7 protein-coding genes are annotated in these 16,710 nt (G+C 66.2%); 1 reads left to right on the top strand and 6 read right to left on the bottom strand.

What is annotated here, in order from left to right; all coding sequences use genetic code 11:
• Nucleotides 1-4: 4 nt before the first annotated feature.
• The gene (locus RA21_RS16325) at nt 5-6,454 is read right to left on the bottom strand and encodes a type I polyketide synthase (RefSeq protein ID WP_039150853.1); all 6,450 of its coding nucleotides are present in this window, start codon (nt 6,452-6,454) and stop codon (nt 5-7) included.
• A gap of 261 nt (nt 6,455-6,715) precedes the next feature.
• Nucleotides 6,716-8,179 carry a membrane protein gene (locus tag RA21_RS16320; protein WP_039150850.1) on the bottom strand — a complete coding sequence of 488 codons (1,464 nt, stop codon included), beginning with the start codon at nt 8,177-8,179 and terminating at the stop codon, nt 6,716-6,718.
• 193 nt (nt 8,180-8,372) lie between these two features.
• On the opposite strand from RA21_RS16320, the gene RA21_RS16315 reads away from it, so the two are divergent.
• Nucleotides 8,373-9,125, top strand: a complete 753-nt coding sequence (locus tag RA21_RS16315) for a WecB/TagA/CpsF family glycosyltransferase (RefSeq protein ID WP_039150848.1) — start codon at nt 8,373-8,375, stop codon at nt 9,123-9,125.
• Nucleotides 9,126-9,132: 7 nt separating this feature from the next.
• Here the strand turns inward: RA21_RS16315 and RA21_RS16310 are convergent, their stop codons facing one another.
• The 4 genes from RA21_RS16310 to RA21_RS16295 all read right to left on the bottom strand — a co-directional run bounded on the left by RA21_RS16310 (nt 9,133) and on the right by RA21_RS16295 (nt 16,623).
• Nucleotides 9,133-10,083: a glycosyltransferase gene (locus tag RA21_RS16310; protein ID WP_039150846.1), complete on the bottom strand. Its 951-nt coding sequence runs from the start codon at nt 10,081-10,083 to the stop codon at nt 9,133-9,135.
• Nucleotides 10,080-11,117, bottom strand: a complete 1,038-nt coding sequence (locus RA21_RS16305; protein WP_241483514.1) for a glycosyltransferase family 2 protein — start codon at nt 11,115-11,117, stop codon at nt 10,080-10,082. Before RA21_RS16305 ends, RA21_RS16310 begins: the two co-directional genes overlap by 4 nt.
• 77 nt (nt 11,118-11,194) lie before the next feature.
• On the bottom strand, nt 11,195-14,824 hold the full coding sequence (locus RA21_RS16300; protein ID WP_039150841.1) for a translocation/assembly module TamB domain-containing protein: 3,630 nt from the start codon (nt 14,822-14,824) through the stop codon (nt 11,195-11,197).
• Nucleotides 14,821-16,623: an autotransporter assembly complex protein TamA gene (locus RA21_RS16295; RefSeq protein WP_039150839.1), complete on the bottom strand. Its 1,803-nt coding sequence runs from the start codon at nt 16,621-16,623 to the stop codon at nt 14,821-14,823. Before RA21_RS16295 ends, RA21_RS16300 begins: the two co-directional genes overlap by 4 nt.
• Between the last annotated feature and the right edge of the window lie 87 nt (nt 16,624-16,710).

Genomic DNA, 16,710 nt, shown 5'->3' with positions numbered 1-16,710 from the left:
GTAGTCACTCCGCCGCCCGGACCGTGCGCGGCGGGGCGGAGGCCGCTGCCCGGTCCGCTGCGTCGAGCCGCGCCTTGACGCCTGCCGCCAGCACGCTGACGTTTGGCACCAGCACCATGCTGTCATGGTCGCCCGGCACCTCTTCGACCTCAACGGCGGGCGCCATGCGGGTCCAGTCGTTGTCGGCAAACACGTATTCGCGCTCGCTGCTGACCCAATTGCCGCCCGAGACCTGCCATTTGCGGTCGAGCGGCGGGCGGAACAGGGTCAGCGGGCCGTGCCATGGCTGCAGGCCGTAGGTTTCGACCGCGGCGCGGAAGGCCAGTTCGATCTTGCGGTTGTTGAACTCCGGCTGGGCGCCGGTTTCGGCTGGTTTGGCGCGGCGCTTTTCGAACTCCCAGGCAATGCGGTTCCTGGCCCATTCGCCAAGGTAGCCTATCCCCTTGCTGCGCAGCTCGGCCAGCTTGATCAGCGCCTTGTCCTGCCGGTTCAGGACCGGGCGCACCGGCAGCGGCGTGTCCAGCAGGATCAGCGCCGCGGTGTCCTGGCCCTGATCCTTCAGCTGTTGCGCCATCTCATAGGCAGTGATGCCGCCGCCGGAGAAGCCGCCCAGCAGATAAGGGCCCTCGGGCTGGATCTGGCGGATTTCGCTCAGGCAACTGCGGGCGGCGTCCTCAATCCTGTCGTGCGGTGCATCATTGCCCACAAGCCCCTTGGCCTGCAGGCCGTAGACCGGGCGGTCCTTGCCCACCAGCAGCGCCAGATGCCGCAGGTTCAGCACGTTGCCGAACATTCCCGCGACCAGGAAGAAGGGCCGCCGCCCGGTGCCATCGCCCGGATGCAGCTGCACCAGATGGGTGAATTTCGGTTTATCTTCCGCCGCTTGCGGTTCGCTGCCCGGTTCCTCGGCAACACCGCCGCCAGTGCGTTCGATGATCCGCTCTGCCAGGGCGGCGACGCTGGGCGCTTCAAACAGCACCGACAGCGGGAATTCCACGCCAAAGGCGCGTTTGACCTGTGCGAACAGCCGGACCGCAATCAGGGAATGGCCGCCAAGGTCAAAGAAGCTGTCCTCGATCCCGACCTGGCTGACGCCCAGGAGGGAGGCAAACAGCTTGGCCAGCTGCTCCTCCACCGGGTTGCGCGGTGCCACGTAATCGGTGTCGAGCTGCGGGCGGTCGAATGTCTGGGCCTCGGTCTCGGCCGGTGTGCTCTGGTCTGCCTGGGCAATCAGCGCGGGCAGGTCCAGCGAAGAAACCACCACCTGCGGCAGGCCAGAGGCCACGGCGCGGGCAAGGGCCTCGCCGCCGTCCTCTGCCTTGATGCCATTGGAGATGTTCAGCTGCAGACGTCGTTCCTCAGGCGATAGCGGCTGCGGGCTGCTGGCGGGTTCCAGCCCCAGCTGGGCGGCGGTGGCATCTGCTTCACCCTGCTCCGCTGCCGCATCAAACCCGCCCGCCAGGCGTTGCATCCGGAAACCCTCGATTTCGACCAGCACAGTGCCGTCCGGGCCGGTCAGAGTCACATCGAAAGCTGCTGAGCCGCTGCCGGAGCCCTCGGAGAGGCGAACATGGCTGAAGACCTGCGGTGTCAGCGGCGCAAAGACCCGGATGGTCCCGTAGGACACCGGCACCCACAGCGCGGTGCCTTCATATCCGGGGATCAGGTTCATGGCCCAGCCGGTTGCCAGATCCATCAGGCCCGGGTGCAGCAGGCAGCCGTCAGCCGCCGCCGCATCCGGCAGCGACAGGGCGGCAATGCCTTCGCCGTCCCCCAGTGCGGCGCGGTCCAGAACATGCCAGCGCGGCCCGAAGTTCAGATGCGCCTCCTGCGGGGATCGCAGGCGCCCGCGCACAGGCGCCTGCTCCTCCGGGCATCGGGTGAAAATCGTCTGGAGGGGGAGGGGGGCGGGGCGTTCTGCCGCCGCCGCTAAGGCCAGCAAAGCCTGACAGTTCAGACGGTAACCATTTGTAAATCTCGAGTAAACAAACAGTTCATAACCATTTTCATTAGCTTCTAACTTTACCAGCGCACCCCGCGGGCTGTCTTCGCCGGCGATCAGCGGGCGCAGGAAGTAGAGGTCCCGGATCTCAAACGGATCTTCCACACCGATGGCCGCCAGCGCCTCGGCGGCCATTTCGATATAGCCGGTGCCGGGCACCAGCGCGGTGCCATCCTTGGTGCGGTGCTCATCCAGCAGCCAGTCCGCGGTTCTGAAGCCGGGGGTGAAGATGCGGTTTCCGGCGGCATCGAAAGCCTGCTGCAGCAGCAGCGGCTGCGGGCAGGGCTCGGGCGTGCTGGCGCCGGTGTTTCCATTGCGCCCTGCCATGGCGTCGGCGGCCATGCCGGTGTCGGCCCAGACGCCCCAGTCCACCGCGATCACACGGGTCTGCCCGCCTGCGCGGTGCTTGGCCCAGGCGTTGAGGTATTCGTTGGCGGCGATGTAATCCACCTGCCCCGCAGGCCGGGTCACGGTGGAGGAGGAGGAGAACAGCACCATCAGCTCCAGACTGCCGTCCGGGAATACTGCATCCAGCGCCCGCAGCCCGCTGACCTTGGGAGCCAGAACCTGGGCGATCTGGTCCTCGTCCTTGGCCAGCAGCGGGCCATCACTGATAACGCCGGCACCGTGGATCACCCCGGTGACGGGGCCAAAGGCCGTCTCGGCCTGCTCCCGCGCTGCACGCAGGTCGCCGCTGTTGCAGACGTCGGCGGCCAGCGGTAGTACTGCACCCTTGCTACCCGCCTCCAGCGCCATCACTGCGCGGATGCGCTGGGCGGTACGGTTGGCCGGGCTGTGGCTGGCCAGATACCGCTCCCAGGTCTCGCGCGGCGGCAGTCCGTCGCGGGAGATCAGCGAGACCTTGGCGGCGTAGCCGCGCATCAGGTGGCCTGCGATGGTCAGGCCGATGCCGCCATAGCCGCCGGTGATCACGTAGTGGCCGCCCTGTTTGAAAGGAGGCGTTTCCGGCGCGGGCAGCGGCCGCGGGCGCCAGCTCAGCTCGTAGCGTTTTTCGCCGCGCCAGGCGGCGGTGCTGCTGGCCGGCTCTGCCATCAGCTCTTCCAGCAAGCGGGAGGTGATACCGGCCTGCGCCGGATTGCGGCGGGCAAACAGGCCTTGCGGCGCCTGCGGCAGTTCAATGTCCACAGCCGAGCAGGTCAGCCCCGGCAGCTCGCGCGGGATCACGCCCAGGGGGCCTGCGATCATGGCCTTTTCCGGGTAGGGCAGCGCCTCGCCGCGGACCTGCGCGGCACCGGTGGTAAAGACCGTCAGATGCGCTGGACCGGGCAGATCGGTATTGCCCAGCTCCTGCGCCAGTGCGGTCAGGGAATGGAAGCCCATCTCAAGGTTGCGATCAAAGAAGGAGGAGCCGGGGCGGAAGCTCTCTCGCTCCGTCACCAGCCAGAAATGCGCGATGCGGTCCGGCAGCAGCCCGGCCTCTGCCAGATCAGCCAGCAGCGCGCCATAGGCGGCACGCCCCTGTTCCGGCGGCAGGATATAGGAAGCGGGTGAAAGCTGCGCATAGGTGTCGCCTGCGCGGACGCGCACAACGCTGTGGCCCGCTGCTTCCAGTCTTTCGGCAGCACGGGCCGAGTGGCCTGCCTCGTCCTCGAAAATCAGCCAGTTGTACGGCTCCTGCGCCAGCTCTTGCGCGACATCCAGCGCGCAATCTGCCAGCCGCGGGCGCCAGGCCGGGCGGTAGCCCCATTTGCTCAGATCGTCATGGCGCGCCGGGGTCTGGGCTTCTTCTTCGATTGCCGGTTTGCCGGGCTCGATGAAATAGCGGCTGCGCTGGAAGGCATAGCCGGGCAGGGGCAAGCGGTTGCGGCGCGCGTCGCCCCAGATCTGCGGCCAGTCGGCCTCCACCCCGCAGGCCCAAAGCCGGCCGATGACGCCGAAGAAATAGCTGTCGTCCATCACCTGGTGATCCGGGTGGCGCAGCGTGCTGAGCACTTGGCCCTGTTTCACCGCAGGCGACATCTGCGCCAAGGCGCTGAGGGCCTTGCCGGGGCCGACCTCCAGGAACACCCGGTCCGGGGTCTTGGCTAGGGTTTCGACGCAGTCGGCATAGCGCACGGTATTGCGCAGCTGGCCGACCCAGTAATCGGCGCTGGTGGCTTGGTTTGCCGTCAGCGGGACACCGGTGCGGTTGGAGATTACCGGCAGGGTTGGCGCCGAGAGGGACAAGGAGCGGATGAAATCGCCGTATTCCTGCAGTATGCCGTCCAGCATCCGCGAGTGGGCGGCGATGTCGATGGGGATGCGCTGGTGTTCTACCTCGCGGGCAGTCAGGTCGGCTGACAGCCTGTCCAGCGCCTCCTGCGGGCCAGAGACCGCGGTGAGGGAGGGGGCGTTGACGCTGGCGATATCCAGATCCTCGCCGATGATGGCCTCAACCTCGGCCAGCGGCAGGGCAATCGACAGCATGCCGCCTGCTGGCACAGTGTCGAACAGCCGTCCGCGCAGCAGCACCATGTCGATGCAGTCCTCAAAGGAGATGACGCCCGCCAGGCAGGCGGCGGTGTTTTCTCCCATCGAGTGGCCGACCAGCGCGGCGGGTTTGACGCCCCAGCTGATCCACAGCTGCGCCAGCGCGTATTCCACGATCATGATCAGCGGCAGCTGCACCGAGGGCTGCTGGAGCTTGGCATTGGCGGCGTCCTCCTCACCGTCCTCCGGCAGCCAGATCGCGCGGATATCGTAGTCGAGGCTCTGTTGCAGGTGATCCAGGCCGCGGTCCATCCAGTCAGCAAAGACTGGCTCAGTCTCGTAAAGGTCACGCGCCATGCCTGCGTATTGCGCGCCGCCGCCGGGGAACATGAACACCACCTCGGGGCTGCCGCCCAGCCGGTCGTGGGTGAAGACCTTGCGGGGGTCGTTTTCCTCAATCAGGTCAATGGCTTCGGAGGCGGTCTCTGCCACCAGCACCCGGCGCTTGGCAAAGCCGCGGCGGCCTTCCTTGAGGGTATAGGCAACGTCGGCCAGATCGGCCTCCGGGTTTGTCTTCAGGTACTCTGCAAGGGTTTGCGTATTGGCGTCCAGCGCCGCCTTGGACTGGCCGGACACGCAGAGGATCTGGAACGGAAAATCACTTTCTTCCGAGGCCGCGCGCTCCGGCGCTTCCTCCAGGATCACATGCGCATTGGTTCCGCCGACGCCCAAAGAGTTGATGCCGGCGCGCCGCGGCCCCTTATGCGGGGTCCACGGGGTGAGCTCCGCGTTCACGCGAAACGGCGAGGCTTCAAAATCAATCGCCGGGTTCGGGGCTTCAAATCCCAGCGAGGGCGGGATTTCCTTGTGGTGCAGCGCCAGCGCCGTCTTGGTGAGGCTGGCAACACCCGCCGCGGTGTCCAGATGGCCGATGTTGGTCTTGACCGAGCCGATGCGGCAAAAGCCGCTGTCCTGGGTCGTGGCCCGGTAGGCGTCAGTCAGGGCAGAGACTTCGATGGGGTCGCCCAGATAGGTGCCGGTGCCGTGGCATTCCACATAGCCGATGGTGTCCGCCGGGGTGCCCGCGGCCACCAGTGCCTTTTGCACCGCTGCCGACTGGCCGCCGACGGAAGGCGCGAGATAGCCTGCCTTGTCCGCACCGTCGTTATTGATGGCAGAACCCTTAATGACAGCCCAGATGTGGTCGCCGTCGGCTATCGCATCCTCCAGCCTCCTCAGCGCCACTGCACCTGCGCCGGAGCCAAACACAGTCCCTTGCGCCCGGTGGTCGAAGGCGTGGCAATGGCCGTCGGGCGACAGGATCTCGTTTTCCTTGTAGAGGTAACCGCGGCCTTGCGGCAGTTCGATGGTGACGCCGCCCGCCAGTGCCATGTCGCACTCGCCCTCGCGCAGGGCCTTACAGGCGTAATGAACCGCCACCAGTGACGTGGAGCAGGCGGTCTGCACGTTGACCGACGGCCCCTTGAGGTCGAATACATGGCTGACACGGGTCGACAGGAAATCCTTGTCGTTGCCGGTATGGCGCAGCAGGAACATGCCCACGTCGTCCACCAGCGCGGGGTTGGAGCAGATGTTGAAATAGAAGTAGCTGCCCATGCCGCAGCCCGCGTAGACGCCGATGGGGCCGCCGATGCTTTCCGGCGGATGGCCTGCGTTTTCCATCGCACCCCAGGCCACCTCCAGGAATTTGCGGTGCTGCGGGTCAAGGATGGCGGCCTCTTTCGGGCTGAATCCGAAGAAGTCCGCATCAAACTCCTCAAACCCCTGCAGCCGTGCGGTGGCAGGCACATAATTCGGATCGGCCAGGACAGAGGCGCGCTCGCCGTTTGCCAGCAGCGTCTCGCGGTCCAGAACCTCAATCGATTCGATGCCATCGCGCAGATTCTGCCAGAACGCCTCAGCAGAACCGGCGCCGGGCACAGTTACCGACAGGCCGACAATGGCAATATCACCTGCATTATTCCCGGCGGCGCGCCCCGCTGCGGATGTCCGATCCTGCATCGTCAATACCTGACCCCACTGGCCTTTCGCAAACAGCCCGGCACGCCGCAGCCAATCCGCTTTGCGAAGATGGCAGGGCCCGCCGGACGGGTTTATTTTCGGGTGCCGGGGTTCTCCCCGGCTGCTGTCCCGGCCTGGCGGCTTGGATCCCCATCTGTTCCGCGGGGCCGGGTGAACTCAAATTTACTTTCGTCAATCCATGCGGCTGTCCTATGGACGCATTGTGTCAATTTCGGCCGGAAAAGCGGAAAGATTGCGGCATCACAGGATGCTGCGCTGCTTAGCCCCGGCGGTGTCAGGCAAAAGCGCCTGCGCCCCGCCAAATAGTGCGGGTTTCTTCTGGAACAAGCCCGGGTAGAGCAATCTCTCGGCGTAGCCCAGAACCGATCCGGCGCACATCCAGGTGATCGGGATCAGCGTGGCATTCAGCAGCATATCCACCATGGTGGCTGCCAGAATCAGCGCAATCGGGGCTGCATAGGGTGAAACACTGCCCCGGGGCTCCCGGGCCGCGGCACGGGCCAGCAGCAGCAGCGGGGACGCCAGCAGGCCCATCTCGGCGATATAGCCCAACCAGCCGAAAGTGCCGAACACGATGATCCAGCGGCCGTCCGGGATCGACAGGATCTGCCCGGTTTCTTCGTGCCGCACCAGGTTGCGGCCCCAGCCGCCCCAGCCGAACCAGGGCTTTTCGGCGGCGCGCGCCAGCATCTGGGCTTCGTTTTCAAAACGGTAGTTCAGCGAATGTGCCCGTTCGGCGCTGATCGTGCTTGCCTGGGCCACCAATTCCTCTGTTGGCACCAGCCCGGCGTTGCGCAGCATCGGATAGACCACGGCAATCAGCGCCAGCAGCAGGGCCGCCCGCAGCTGCCAGCGCAGCGGCGCCAGTGCCACCACCGGCACAAAGGCCAGCGCATAGGCCAGCGAGGCGAGGCTTTTACACAAAACCAGCACGGCAAACAGGTAGCCTGCGGCCAGCGCCAGCCGGACACGGTCCCCGCCCTTGGCGGCACGGGCAAGCGCGGTGGCCGCCAGCAGCGCCGACAGCATAAAAAACGCCAGCCACAGCGCATGGGGCAGGAACACGATGGGCCTAAAGCCGCCCTGGCGCATCATCTGGCTGAAGTCATGCTGGAAGAAGCCGTAGATCCAGACGTTGATCTGCGGGCTGAAGCGGATCTCGATCAGCGACGGAATGGTATAGGCGAGGCCGCCGATCATCAGCGCCAGCAGCAGCTCGCGCTGGGCCTCTGGCGTGGACAGGTACCGGCGCGCCAGCAGGAAGGGGATCAGCACAATCACCTGGTTGATGATCACCGATCCCAGGTCGCGCCAGCGCAGCCCTGGCAGCTGATCGGTCAGAAAGATGATCGGGTCGGAGTTGGCGATCTTGCGGAACAGGATCGGCTCGCCGTTGGTCAGAACGGTGGGGATGACCCCAAAGACAAACAGCAGCACCAGCAGCTGCACCGCCGGATGCCGCGGCAAGAGCGGCACCGGCCTGCGCAGCAGGAAAACGCACAGCACAAAGGCCATCACCGAGGGGATCGCGAACTTGTCCATGTCCGGCACCAGCGGCAGGTCGAACTCTGCCAGCGGCGGCAGCAGCAGGTAGCCCGCGATGATGCACCAAAGGATCGCCCGTTCCAGCGGCAGGCGCCGGAACAGGATCAGGCTGGCCAGCGGCCAGGCCAGCAGCATCAGATAGGCCAAAGCGTTGGGCAAAGCCCCGTGCCCCCTCAATTCCCCGGTATTTGCGTCAAACTTTACCCGCTGCGGGCGGCGATGTCGCGCGGATTTGCAATATCGGGTTAACAGGATGCAGCTTTGCCACGGCGCAGGACCGGCTTGCGCATTGGTTCTGGTCTGCCGACGGTGGCGACGGTATCAGATGGGCGGAAGTGAACCGGGGACGCCCATGTTTTTTGAAATCCACGGCCGCCGGGTTGCGGTGAACATTCCTGCGCGTGCGATGCTAGAGGCAGAAATTCTCGCCCGTTTCAAGGCGGGCCAAGGCTTTGCGCTGGCAACGGTGAACCTGGATCACCTGGTCAAGATGGAGGCGTCGGAGACGTTCCTGTCAGCCTATCAGGCGCAGGATCTGGTGGTGGCGGACGGGCGCCCCATCGTCTGGCTGTCCCGCCTTGCCCGCCGCCCGGTGGCTCTGATGCCAGGCTCCGACATAGTGCTGCCGCTCTGCCGCCTGGCGGCTGAGGCCAAGGTGCCGGTGGTGCTGGCGGGCAGCACGGAAGAGGCGTTGCAGGACGCTGAAAATGCGCTGACGGAGGCGGTGCCGGGGCTGCAGGTGGCCTGGACCCACGCCCCTTCCGGCCGCTTCGATCCGGAAGGGGAGGAGGCAGATCAGATCCTGCACCGGCTGGATGAAACCGGCCGCTGCCTGTGTTTCCTGGCGCTGGGTGCGCCCAAGCAGGAGCGGTTTGCCCAGCGCGGCCGCAAACTGTCGCCCGCGGCAGGCTTTGCCTCCGTCGGTGCCGGGCTGGACTTCCTTGGCGGCCATCAGAAACGCGCGCCCGCCTGGGTCCGCGCCATGGCGATGGAATGGCTTTGGCGGGCCCTGTCGAGCCCCACGCGGCTGCTGCCGCGTTATGCCAAATGCCTGGCAATTCTGCCCGGGCTGACACTTAAGGCCTGTCGCATCCGGGCGCGCTGACGGCGGGCTACTTGTATTCTAGTATGCCGCGCGCAGAACCGCGCCAGCGGCGCCAGTAAAACTCCAGCGCGCCCGCAGCCTCAGCGAATTTTCCGAGCACCGAAAACAGAGCCTGTTCAAACCCCATGCGGCGGGACAGGCGCAGCACCTGGGCGGGGTAGATCAGTGCCGCCAGCAGCAGAGCAGGGCGGAGCAGCCCGGCCATCACGATGGCTGCTGGCAGGATGGCGCCCCACAGGAAGGCGCGCCGGGTCTCTGCTACCCAGTGGTGCTCCGGCCCGGCGCCATGCAATGCGGCGCCTTCGGCAAAGGCATGGCCTGCGCGGCGGCTGCGGTTCCACCATTGCCCAAACCGCAGCATCTGCGCATCATGCAGGGTCATCTCAGCGTCCAGCCGCCAGACCTGCCAGCCCGCCCGGCGCAGCCGCAGGCACAGTTCCGGCTCCTCGCCGGCGATCAGCCCATCGCGGTAGCCGCCCGCGGTATAGACCGCCGCCACCCGCATCAGCGCGTCGCCACCGCAGGCCTTGGCCTCGCCAACGGGCGTGTCCCATTCCGCATCGCACAGCCGGTTGTAGACGGACACCCCGGGGAACCGCTCCCGCCGCCGTCCGCAAGCCACTGCTGCCTTGGGATTTGCCTGCATGAAATCCGCGGCGGTGGCGATCCAGTCCGGGTTCACCTCGCAATCGCCATCCACGAATTGCACAAACTCGATCCCGGTCTCCAGCACCGCCAGCCCGGCGTTGCGGGCGCGGGCGGCTGTGAAGGGCTGGCTGAGGTCCAGGGCCACCACTTCCGCACCCATATCCCGCGCGGCAGCTGCGGACCCATCCGTGGAGCCGCTGTCGACATAGATCAGCTGCTGCACCTGGCCTCGCAGGGATTGCAAGCAGCGGATCAGCCGCTCTCCTTCGTTGCGGCCGATGACAACCGCGGCGATGGCGGCCGCGCTCATGCGGCCTCTCCGGCAAGAAAAGCCCGGTACGCGGGCGAGCTGCGCAGGAAGCCCCGGCGCTGCAGCTCTGAAATCCCCGCGCCCTCTACCGCGTCCGAAGACCACAGGCTCAGGTCCGGCTGCGTCTGCATTGCGCTGCTGCGCTGGCGGTCCTCGCCGTGTTCCGACACGGCCTCCGCCTGGCTCTGCAGATCCCGCGCCAGACTGTCGCCGGCAAATTTGTAGTGGCGGATCAGGCCTTCCAGATCTGCCACCCGCACACCTGACGAGGCATGCGGATGCGCTGCTGCCTGGACGCCCGGCCCGTTGAACACCAGCGGGTGCTTGCTGAGGCAGCAGTTTTCGCCAAACACCTTGCCGCGCACGCCGCCGAACAGCATCTGCGCGCCGCCGGGCGGCAGGGCGTTCTGGCGCAGGTAATAGGCAAAACCGGTGTCCTCAGACGTATAAGGGACCGCCCGCACTGCGCTGACATCCGAGAAACGGAAACGCTGCACAGACTCTGCGTATGAAAGCCCGGCTGCCCCAGCCAGCGGGCCCTTGGGAAACATCTCCAGCATCTCGGCTTGCAGTGCGGTGTATCCCTGCCGCGCCAGGTAGCGGGTCAGGCCTGCCAGCCCGGCGCTGCGGCTTCCTTCGAAATCGAACAGCTCATCCATGTCGGCAAACAGGCACCAGCGATCCTGGCCATAGCGTTCCGCTGCATAGGCGCGAAAGGTGTTTTCAAACTCCAGCCAGGGCAGGGAGGACTGCAGCACCGCAGTATCCGGCTCTTGCCGGATCCGTTCGATTGTGCCGTCAGCAGAGCCGTTGTCAAAAAACACAAACGCCGAGACACCAAGCCGCCGGTAGTGGTCAAAGAACACATCCAGGTAATAGGCGCCGTCGCGCACGAGGGCGATCAGAACCACCTGGTCCGGCGCAGCAAAACACCCCGCCGGCCCGTGCAGATGGCGCAGCGAGGCGCGGAATCTGACCCTGTGTGCCATGCGGCTGGCGCGGTCCGCCAGTTTCTGGGTGAGTGTTCTTCCCACAGCGTCCCCAATCTGCGGTTGCCCGGAATTCTGCTTGCAGCTTGCCGGCATATTCCCTCCGCTGCAAGCCCTGCCTGTCAGTAGTCCCGTTTGAAGAAAAGGCCGACGCCGGTTTCCCCTTCGCTGTCCACAGTGCCTTGAACCGTCAGGCTTTTGGTGACGTCCAGGTTGATGCTCAGTTCACTGTCGCCCTGGGTGTTGACGTTGAAATCAGTATAGACGTTCTCCGCCACATAGCCGCCCAGCCCCAGCTGTCCTGCGCCCAGGTTGTCTGTGCCGATGTCGACGTCATCCGCTCCGGTGGCTTGCCGTACCTTGCTCTGGGCGCCGCCGCCGCGCCCGCTGAGGGTCAGGGCAGAGCCCGCCAGCCGCGCCAGCGCCAGCGGTGAAATATCTCCGATGTTGTCGCCGAACAGCAGCAGTGCCAAGGCCTCTTCACTGGGGCGGGGCGGGTCGGAGGTCACCTTGATCTCCGGCGCGTCGACCCGGCCGGAAATTTCCAGCGTCGCGGTGCCCTGTTCGGTGGCGGCGGTGGATTTGAACTCCAGATAGGGTTTCAGGTCGCCCAAGAGGGTAATGCGGCCCTCGTCCAGCTCCAGCCGCCGGCCGAGAATATCGAAGGTGCCGCGGATCAGGCTGATCTGGCCGGAGGGCGAGGGCCGCGCGGTGGTGCCGCGCAGGTGGATTTGGCCGCCCAGTTCCGAGCGCAACCCGCGGCCGCGGGCAAAGATCCGCGATGGGGCGCTGATCATGATGTCCAGGTCTGTTCTGCCGGAGCCGCCCGCCCCGCTGCTGCCGCTGCCGGTCAGCCCGGCGCGGGCAAGGGTCCGGCGCACCTCTTGCGGTGCGCCCACATGACGGATCGGCGGGATCGGCGCAGAGGATACGGAGCCGCCTGCGGTATTCAGGTTGATGCTGGTCTCGCCCACGTTGATCTGGCCTGCAATCCGGTTGCTGCCGGCCATGGCGCCGGACATCGCCAGGCTGCCGTTCAGCAGGGACTCATAGGACAGGTGGTCTGTCACCACCACGTCGCCAATCGCGATCTGCAGGTTTCCGTTGAATGGCGGCAGCAGCCCGACCGGGCCGCTGATCTGCACCGTGCCGCCGTCGCGCGGGCGGGCCGAGACTTGCACTTGCGCATTGGAGCGGGCAATGGAGACCGTGGCGTTGATATCGTCCACCCGCTGCGCCGCGGCCGGGATGGCAAGCGACGCGCTTAGCACGGAGATGGTGCCGCTGACCCCGTCCAGCGCCGGAACCCCGCGCAGCGCCATGTCGAAATTCGCAGGCCCTTGCATGAGGTTAGGAGAGATGAATGGGTTCAGACCTTCCAGCCGCAGGGTGCCCTTGGCCGTCACATCGGCAGTGCCCTTCGCCTCGTTCCAGCTGCCCTCGATGCGGCTGTCGATGCCGGCCGGGCCGCTGGCGGTGCTGTCTACGGTCCAGGTGCCGTCGCGCCGGGTTGCGGTGCCAGTGGCGGCCAGCCGGCCGGGCAGGTCTGGCACCAGCCGCTGCAGCTCAGCCATCACTGCGTCGAACTTCAGATCGGTGCTGCCGTTGCTTTCCGTGAAGCGGGCTTCGGTCTCTACCGAAATACCCGCAGGCCCTTCGGCTTGGACGGTTGCCTGCCATTCGCCGCTGCGCCGTTCCGCCATGCCTTCGGCGCTGAGCCGGCCCGCGAGCTGCGGCACAAAGCGTTCCAGCTCGTTCCAGGCTGCCGCAAAGGTGAAATCAGCGTCCCCCTCAAGCGTCACCGACCCGTCCAGCTTGGCGCTGGAGGTATGCGGCCCCTTCAGCTCCGCCACGCCGCTGAAGGTATCGCCGGTGCGGCTGAGGGTGGTTGCCAGTTCCAGCGTGCCGGGCGCTTGCGGTACCAGAACCTCCAGCCGGTTCAGACGGGCCGTGATGTCCAGCTGGCCGGACTGGTTGCTGAGCGTGCCTGCCGCGGCGGCTTCCAGCGCGCTGCCAGCCAGGGCAAAACGGTCAATGGCAATGCCGTTTTCATCCCGCGCCGCCTTAAGGGCGACGGTGGTGGTGCCTGCCAGCAGCTCATCCGCCTGGGCGATGCCCGCTGACAAGTCCTGCGCCTGCACTGAAAGATCGGTGTCGAACCCGCCGGTCAGCGGGATGAAGGATCCCTTGACCACGGCCTGAACCGCACCGCCCAGCGGGCGGCCCGCCAGCTCGGAAAAACGGCCAAGATCCGCAGCACCCGCCGTCAGGTCTGCGGTGACTTTCAACCCCTCTTCCAGACCATCAAAGGCGACATCGCCTGCGGCCTGGTAGTCGCTGCCGCGCAGCTCCATGTCCGTGATATGCAGCGCGCCGGGGCCATCAGTGCTGAGCGTGCCTTCAAAGCGGATTTCGTTGCCGGTCGCTTTGGCCAATGCCGGGTCGCGCGGCTGGAAGCCGCTGAGGCCGGCCGTCAGACGGCCTTCCAGCGCAAAGCCGCTGCTCTGATCCAAGGTGCCGCGGCCCAGAATTTCGGCGGTATCCACCAGCGCGCCTGGATGGCTCAGCTGATTGAGCACCCCGTCCAGCACCCAGCGGCCTTCGAGCGTCTTCTGCAGCTGCAGGTCGGCCTTGGCCAGCGTGGTCTGGCCGTCGCTGGTTGGCAGCGTGACCGCAGCCTGGCCTGCGGGCGGGGAGATCGCGGTCTTCAGGTTGGCGGTGGCCAGCTTGCCGCCCGCATCCAGCGCTGCGGCGCCGGTGATCCGAAGGGCATTGGTGTGCAGGACCAGCGTATCCAGCGTTACGGCGCCGCTGCCCTCGCGCAGGCCTTTGACGTTCAGGCGCAGGCCGGGGCCAAAGAACGGGCGGTGCACCGGCGGCAGCAGCACGTCGATATTGCCGCCCAGGTCGGCAGAAAACCCGATGTCGCGCGGGGTTTCGGGGGCGGCATCCTCAGGCAAGGGGCGGGCCGCCAGCACCACCTGACCGCCAAGGCGTTCGGTGCCATTGGTGCTGAAGGCGATATCCGCGGTGAAATCCGTGACGGGCCCGGTGCCCTTGGCGGTCAGCTGCAAGTCGGGGTTGCCCGGCAGATTCAGCCCGCGCGAGATCAGCCCGCCCGCGGCCTCATCCACCGAAAGGTCCAGGGAAATCTGCTGGGTTTCATTGGCATATCCCGCTTCCAGCCGGATGTGGTCGCCGGGCTTGTCCAGCCGTGCGGCCTCCAGCTTGGTGTCCAGCGCCCCGTCCGCCAGTTTCAGCGTGCCTTCGACCCGCAGGCTGGCGGCTGTTCCAGTCAGGTCCTCGCCCAGCTCAATCCGGGCCGCCTTGATCTGGCCCAGTTCGATGGCCACCGGCAATTCCGGCAGTGCAAAGGGCGTGGTCTCCGCCTCCGGCAGCTCCGGGTCCGGCGGCAGCGGCTCCGGTGCGCGCTCCACTGCAATGCGCTCCGCCGAAAGCTCATTGACCGAGAACCGCCCGCGCAGCAAATCCAGCCGGTTCCAGTCCAGCACCGCACCCTCGACGGTCAGCCAGATGCCTCTCTCGTCGGCTACGGTGATCTTCTTGATCTTGGCTTCAGAGGAAAATGCGCCTTCCAGCCCCGATACGCTGATATAGCGGCTGTCGCCGGACAGGGTGTCCTCCAGGAAGTCGACCAGCAGCCCGCCAGCATCTTCCTCGGTGGTTTCCTGCGCCGCAGCAGGCAGTGCCGTCAGGCCCAATGCGAGCGTATAGCCAAGAACCTGTCTCAAAACGCCTGTCCTATCCCGATATAGAATTGCAGCCCGTCCTCGGACCCGCCGTCCACCGGATAGGCAAGGTCGAGCCGGATCGGGCCGATCCCGGCCACATCATAGCGCACACCGATGCCCGCGCCTGCATGGCGTGCTGATGAACCGGAAACGAAACTGTCCGCATCGACAAAGCCGAGGTCGTAGAAACCGACCAGCGAGATCTTGTCAGTGACCTTGCCGCGAACTTCGGCAGACAGGGCGGCAAAGCTGCGCCCGCCCGCGGTGCCGCCATTCGCTGGCACGCCTAGCGACTGGTATTCATGCCCGCGCACGGTGCCCGCACCGCCAGAGAAGAACAGCAGCGTGGGGGAGACCTCACTCAGTGAAGGGCCCACCACGGACCCCAGCTGCAAGCGGCCTGCCAGCACGATCCGGTCGTCAGCGCCCAATCCATAATAGGCGCGCCCATCGCCTTTCACCTGCAAGCCGGACTTGCTGCCGCCAAAACCGATGAAAGGCGTGGCAGTCCCTTGCAGGAAATAGCCGTCGGTGGGGTTCACCCGGCTGTCGCGGGCGTCATATTCGGCCCGGAACCTGCCTGCCACGTATTTGAACCTGCGTTTGCCGAACACGTCCTCAGCCAGGGTGGAGGACACGCCCAGCGCGGCTTCAGCATAAAACGTCTCCGAAAACGTCCGCCGCGCGCCGATGGCGCCATAGACGCGGGTGGCTGTGTAATGCTCCTCGTCCAGCCGCTCGGCTTCTGCAAGATAGAAGATCAGGTCGTCCGGCCCCAGTTTCGCGGGCCGGTCCAGCCGCACTGCGACGCGGCCGTCGATGTCGTTGCTGCTGCCGATGCCGCTGATGCGCGCTTCGATCCGCAGCTTCTCGGCGTTTCCGAACAGGTTGCGGTGCATCCAGCTGCCCGACAGCTCCAGTCCGTCGGAGGAGCTGACCTCGGCGCCAAAGGTCAGGCGGCGCGGCGGCAAGTCTTCCACCTGCGCCACAAAGTCCAGTGTGCCGTCCGGATTTGGATGCTCCGCTTCGCGCAGGACCACGCTGGAAAACGTGCCGGTGCGGCGCAGCCTTGTGGCGGACTTGGAGATCAGATCGGGGTGGAACTCCTCCCCCGCCGGGAAACCCGCAATGCGGCGGATCGCATCCTGGCTCACAGCGGTGTCGCCGGTGATCCGCATCTGCCCGAACCGCAGCTTTGGCCCCGGCGCCAGCCTCAGCTGGGCATCCAGCCGCGCCTGCAGGTGGTTGGCGGTGATATTCTGCTCCGCCACATCCGCCTTGGCATGGCCGCTGCGGCGCCACGCCCGGACGCCGGCAATGGCCGCATCGCGGATCACCCCGGTGCCGGCGGGCTTGCCGGAGGCAAAGCCCTCGGGGATCTCCACATCGCTGTTCTGCGGGAACGGTGCCAGCTCCGCCTTGCCAAAGGCAAACTGCGGGCCGGGTCTCACGGTGATTTCCACCGTTTTTACGCTCCTTGGCGGGTTCAATGGCTGGATCTGCGCCGCTTCACGTCCGTCCAGGCGGATGCTTACCACCGGCGAGAAATGCCCGGCATCATACAGGACCTGCACCAGCGTGCGGTAATCTGACAGCGCCGCCGCCAGCAGTTCCTGCACATTGGTTTCGCCGCTGGCCGCGACCGAGGCGGAGGAGCCGCGCAATTTTTCCGTCAGGGCCTGATCTGCACCGGGCGCCTGCAGCGTTGCTTCGGCGGCGCTGGCCTGCAGCGGCAGCAGGGTCTGAAGGCTGAAGGCTAAAGCGCACGCCAAGGGGCGGGGGCGGAAAGGAAAATTCATGTCTGCTCCGGCAGCGGGCGTAAAAATCCGCCTGGACCCGAACAGGGGCACAGGCGCCTTGAAGGTGAGCCTAGCACGGGAAAATTG

The organism is Leisingera sp. ANG-DT (genome assembly GCF_000813785.1).
GTDB lineage: Bacteria > Pseudomonadota > Alphaproteobacteria > Rhodobacterales > Rhodobacteraceae > Leisingera.
The sequence above is the reverse complement of the archived record's forward strand: the minus strand, read 5'-3'. Positions and strand labels throughout refer to the sequence as shown.

Bases quoted from the DNA above. Each gene is read 5' to 3' on its own strand.
- RA21_RS16310 (WP_039150846.1), bottom strand. From the start codon at position 10,083: ATGAGCGCGGCCGCCATCGCCGCGGTTGTCATCGGCCGCAACGAAGGA.
- RA21_RS16315 (WP_039150848.1), top strand. From the start codon at position 8,373: ATGTTTTTTGAAATCCACGGCCGCCGGGTTGCGGTGAACATTCCTGCG.
- RA21_RS16295 (WP_039150839.1), bottom strand. From the start codon at position 16,623: ATGAATTTTCCTTTCCGCCCCCGCCCCTTGGCGTGCGCTTTAGCCTTC.
- RA21_RS16325 (WP_039150853.1), bottom strand. From the start codon at position 6,454: ATGCAGGATCGGACATCCGCAGCGGGGCGCGCCGCCGGGAATAATGCA.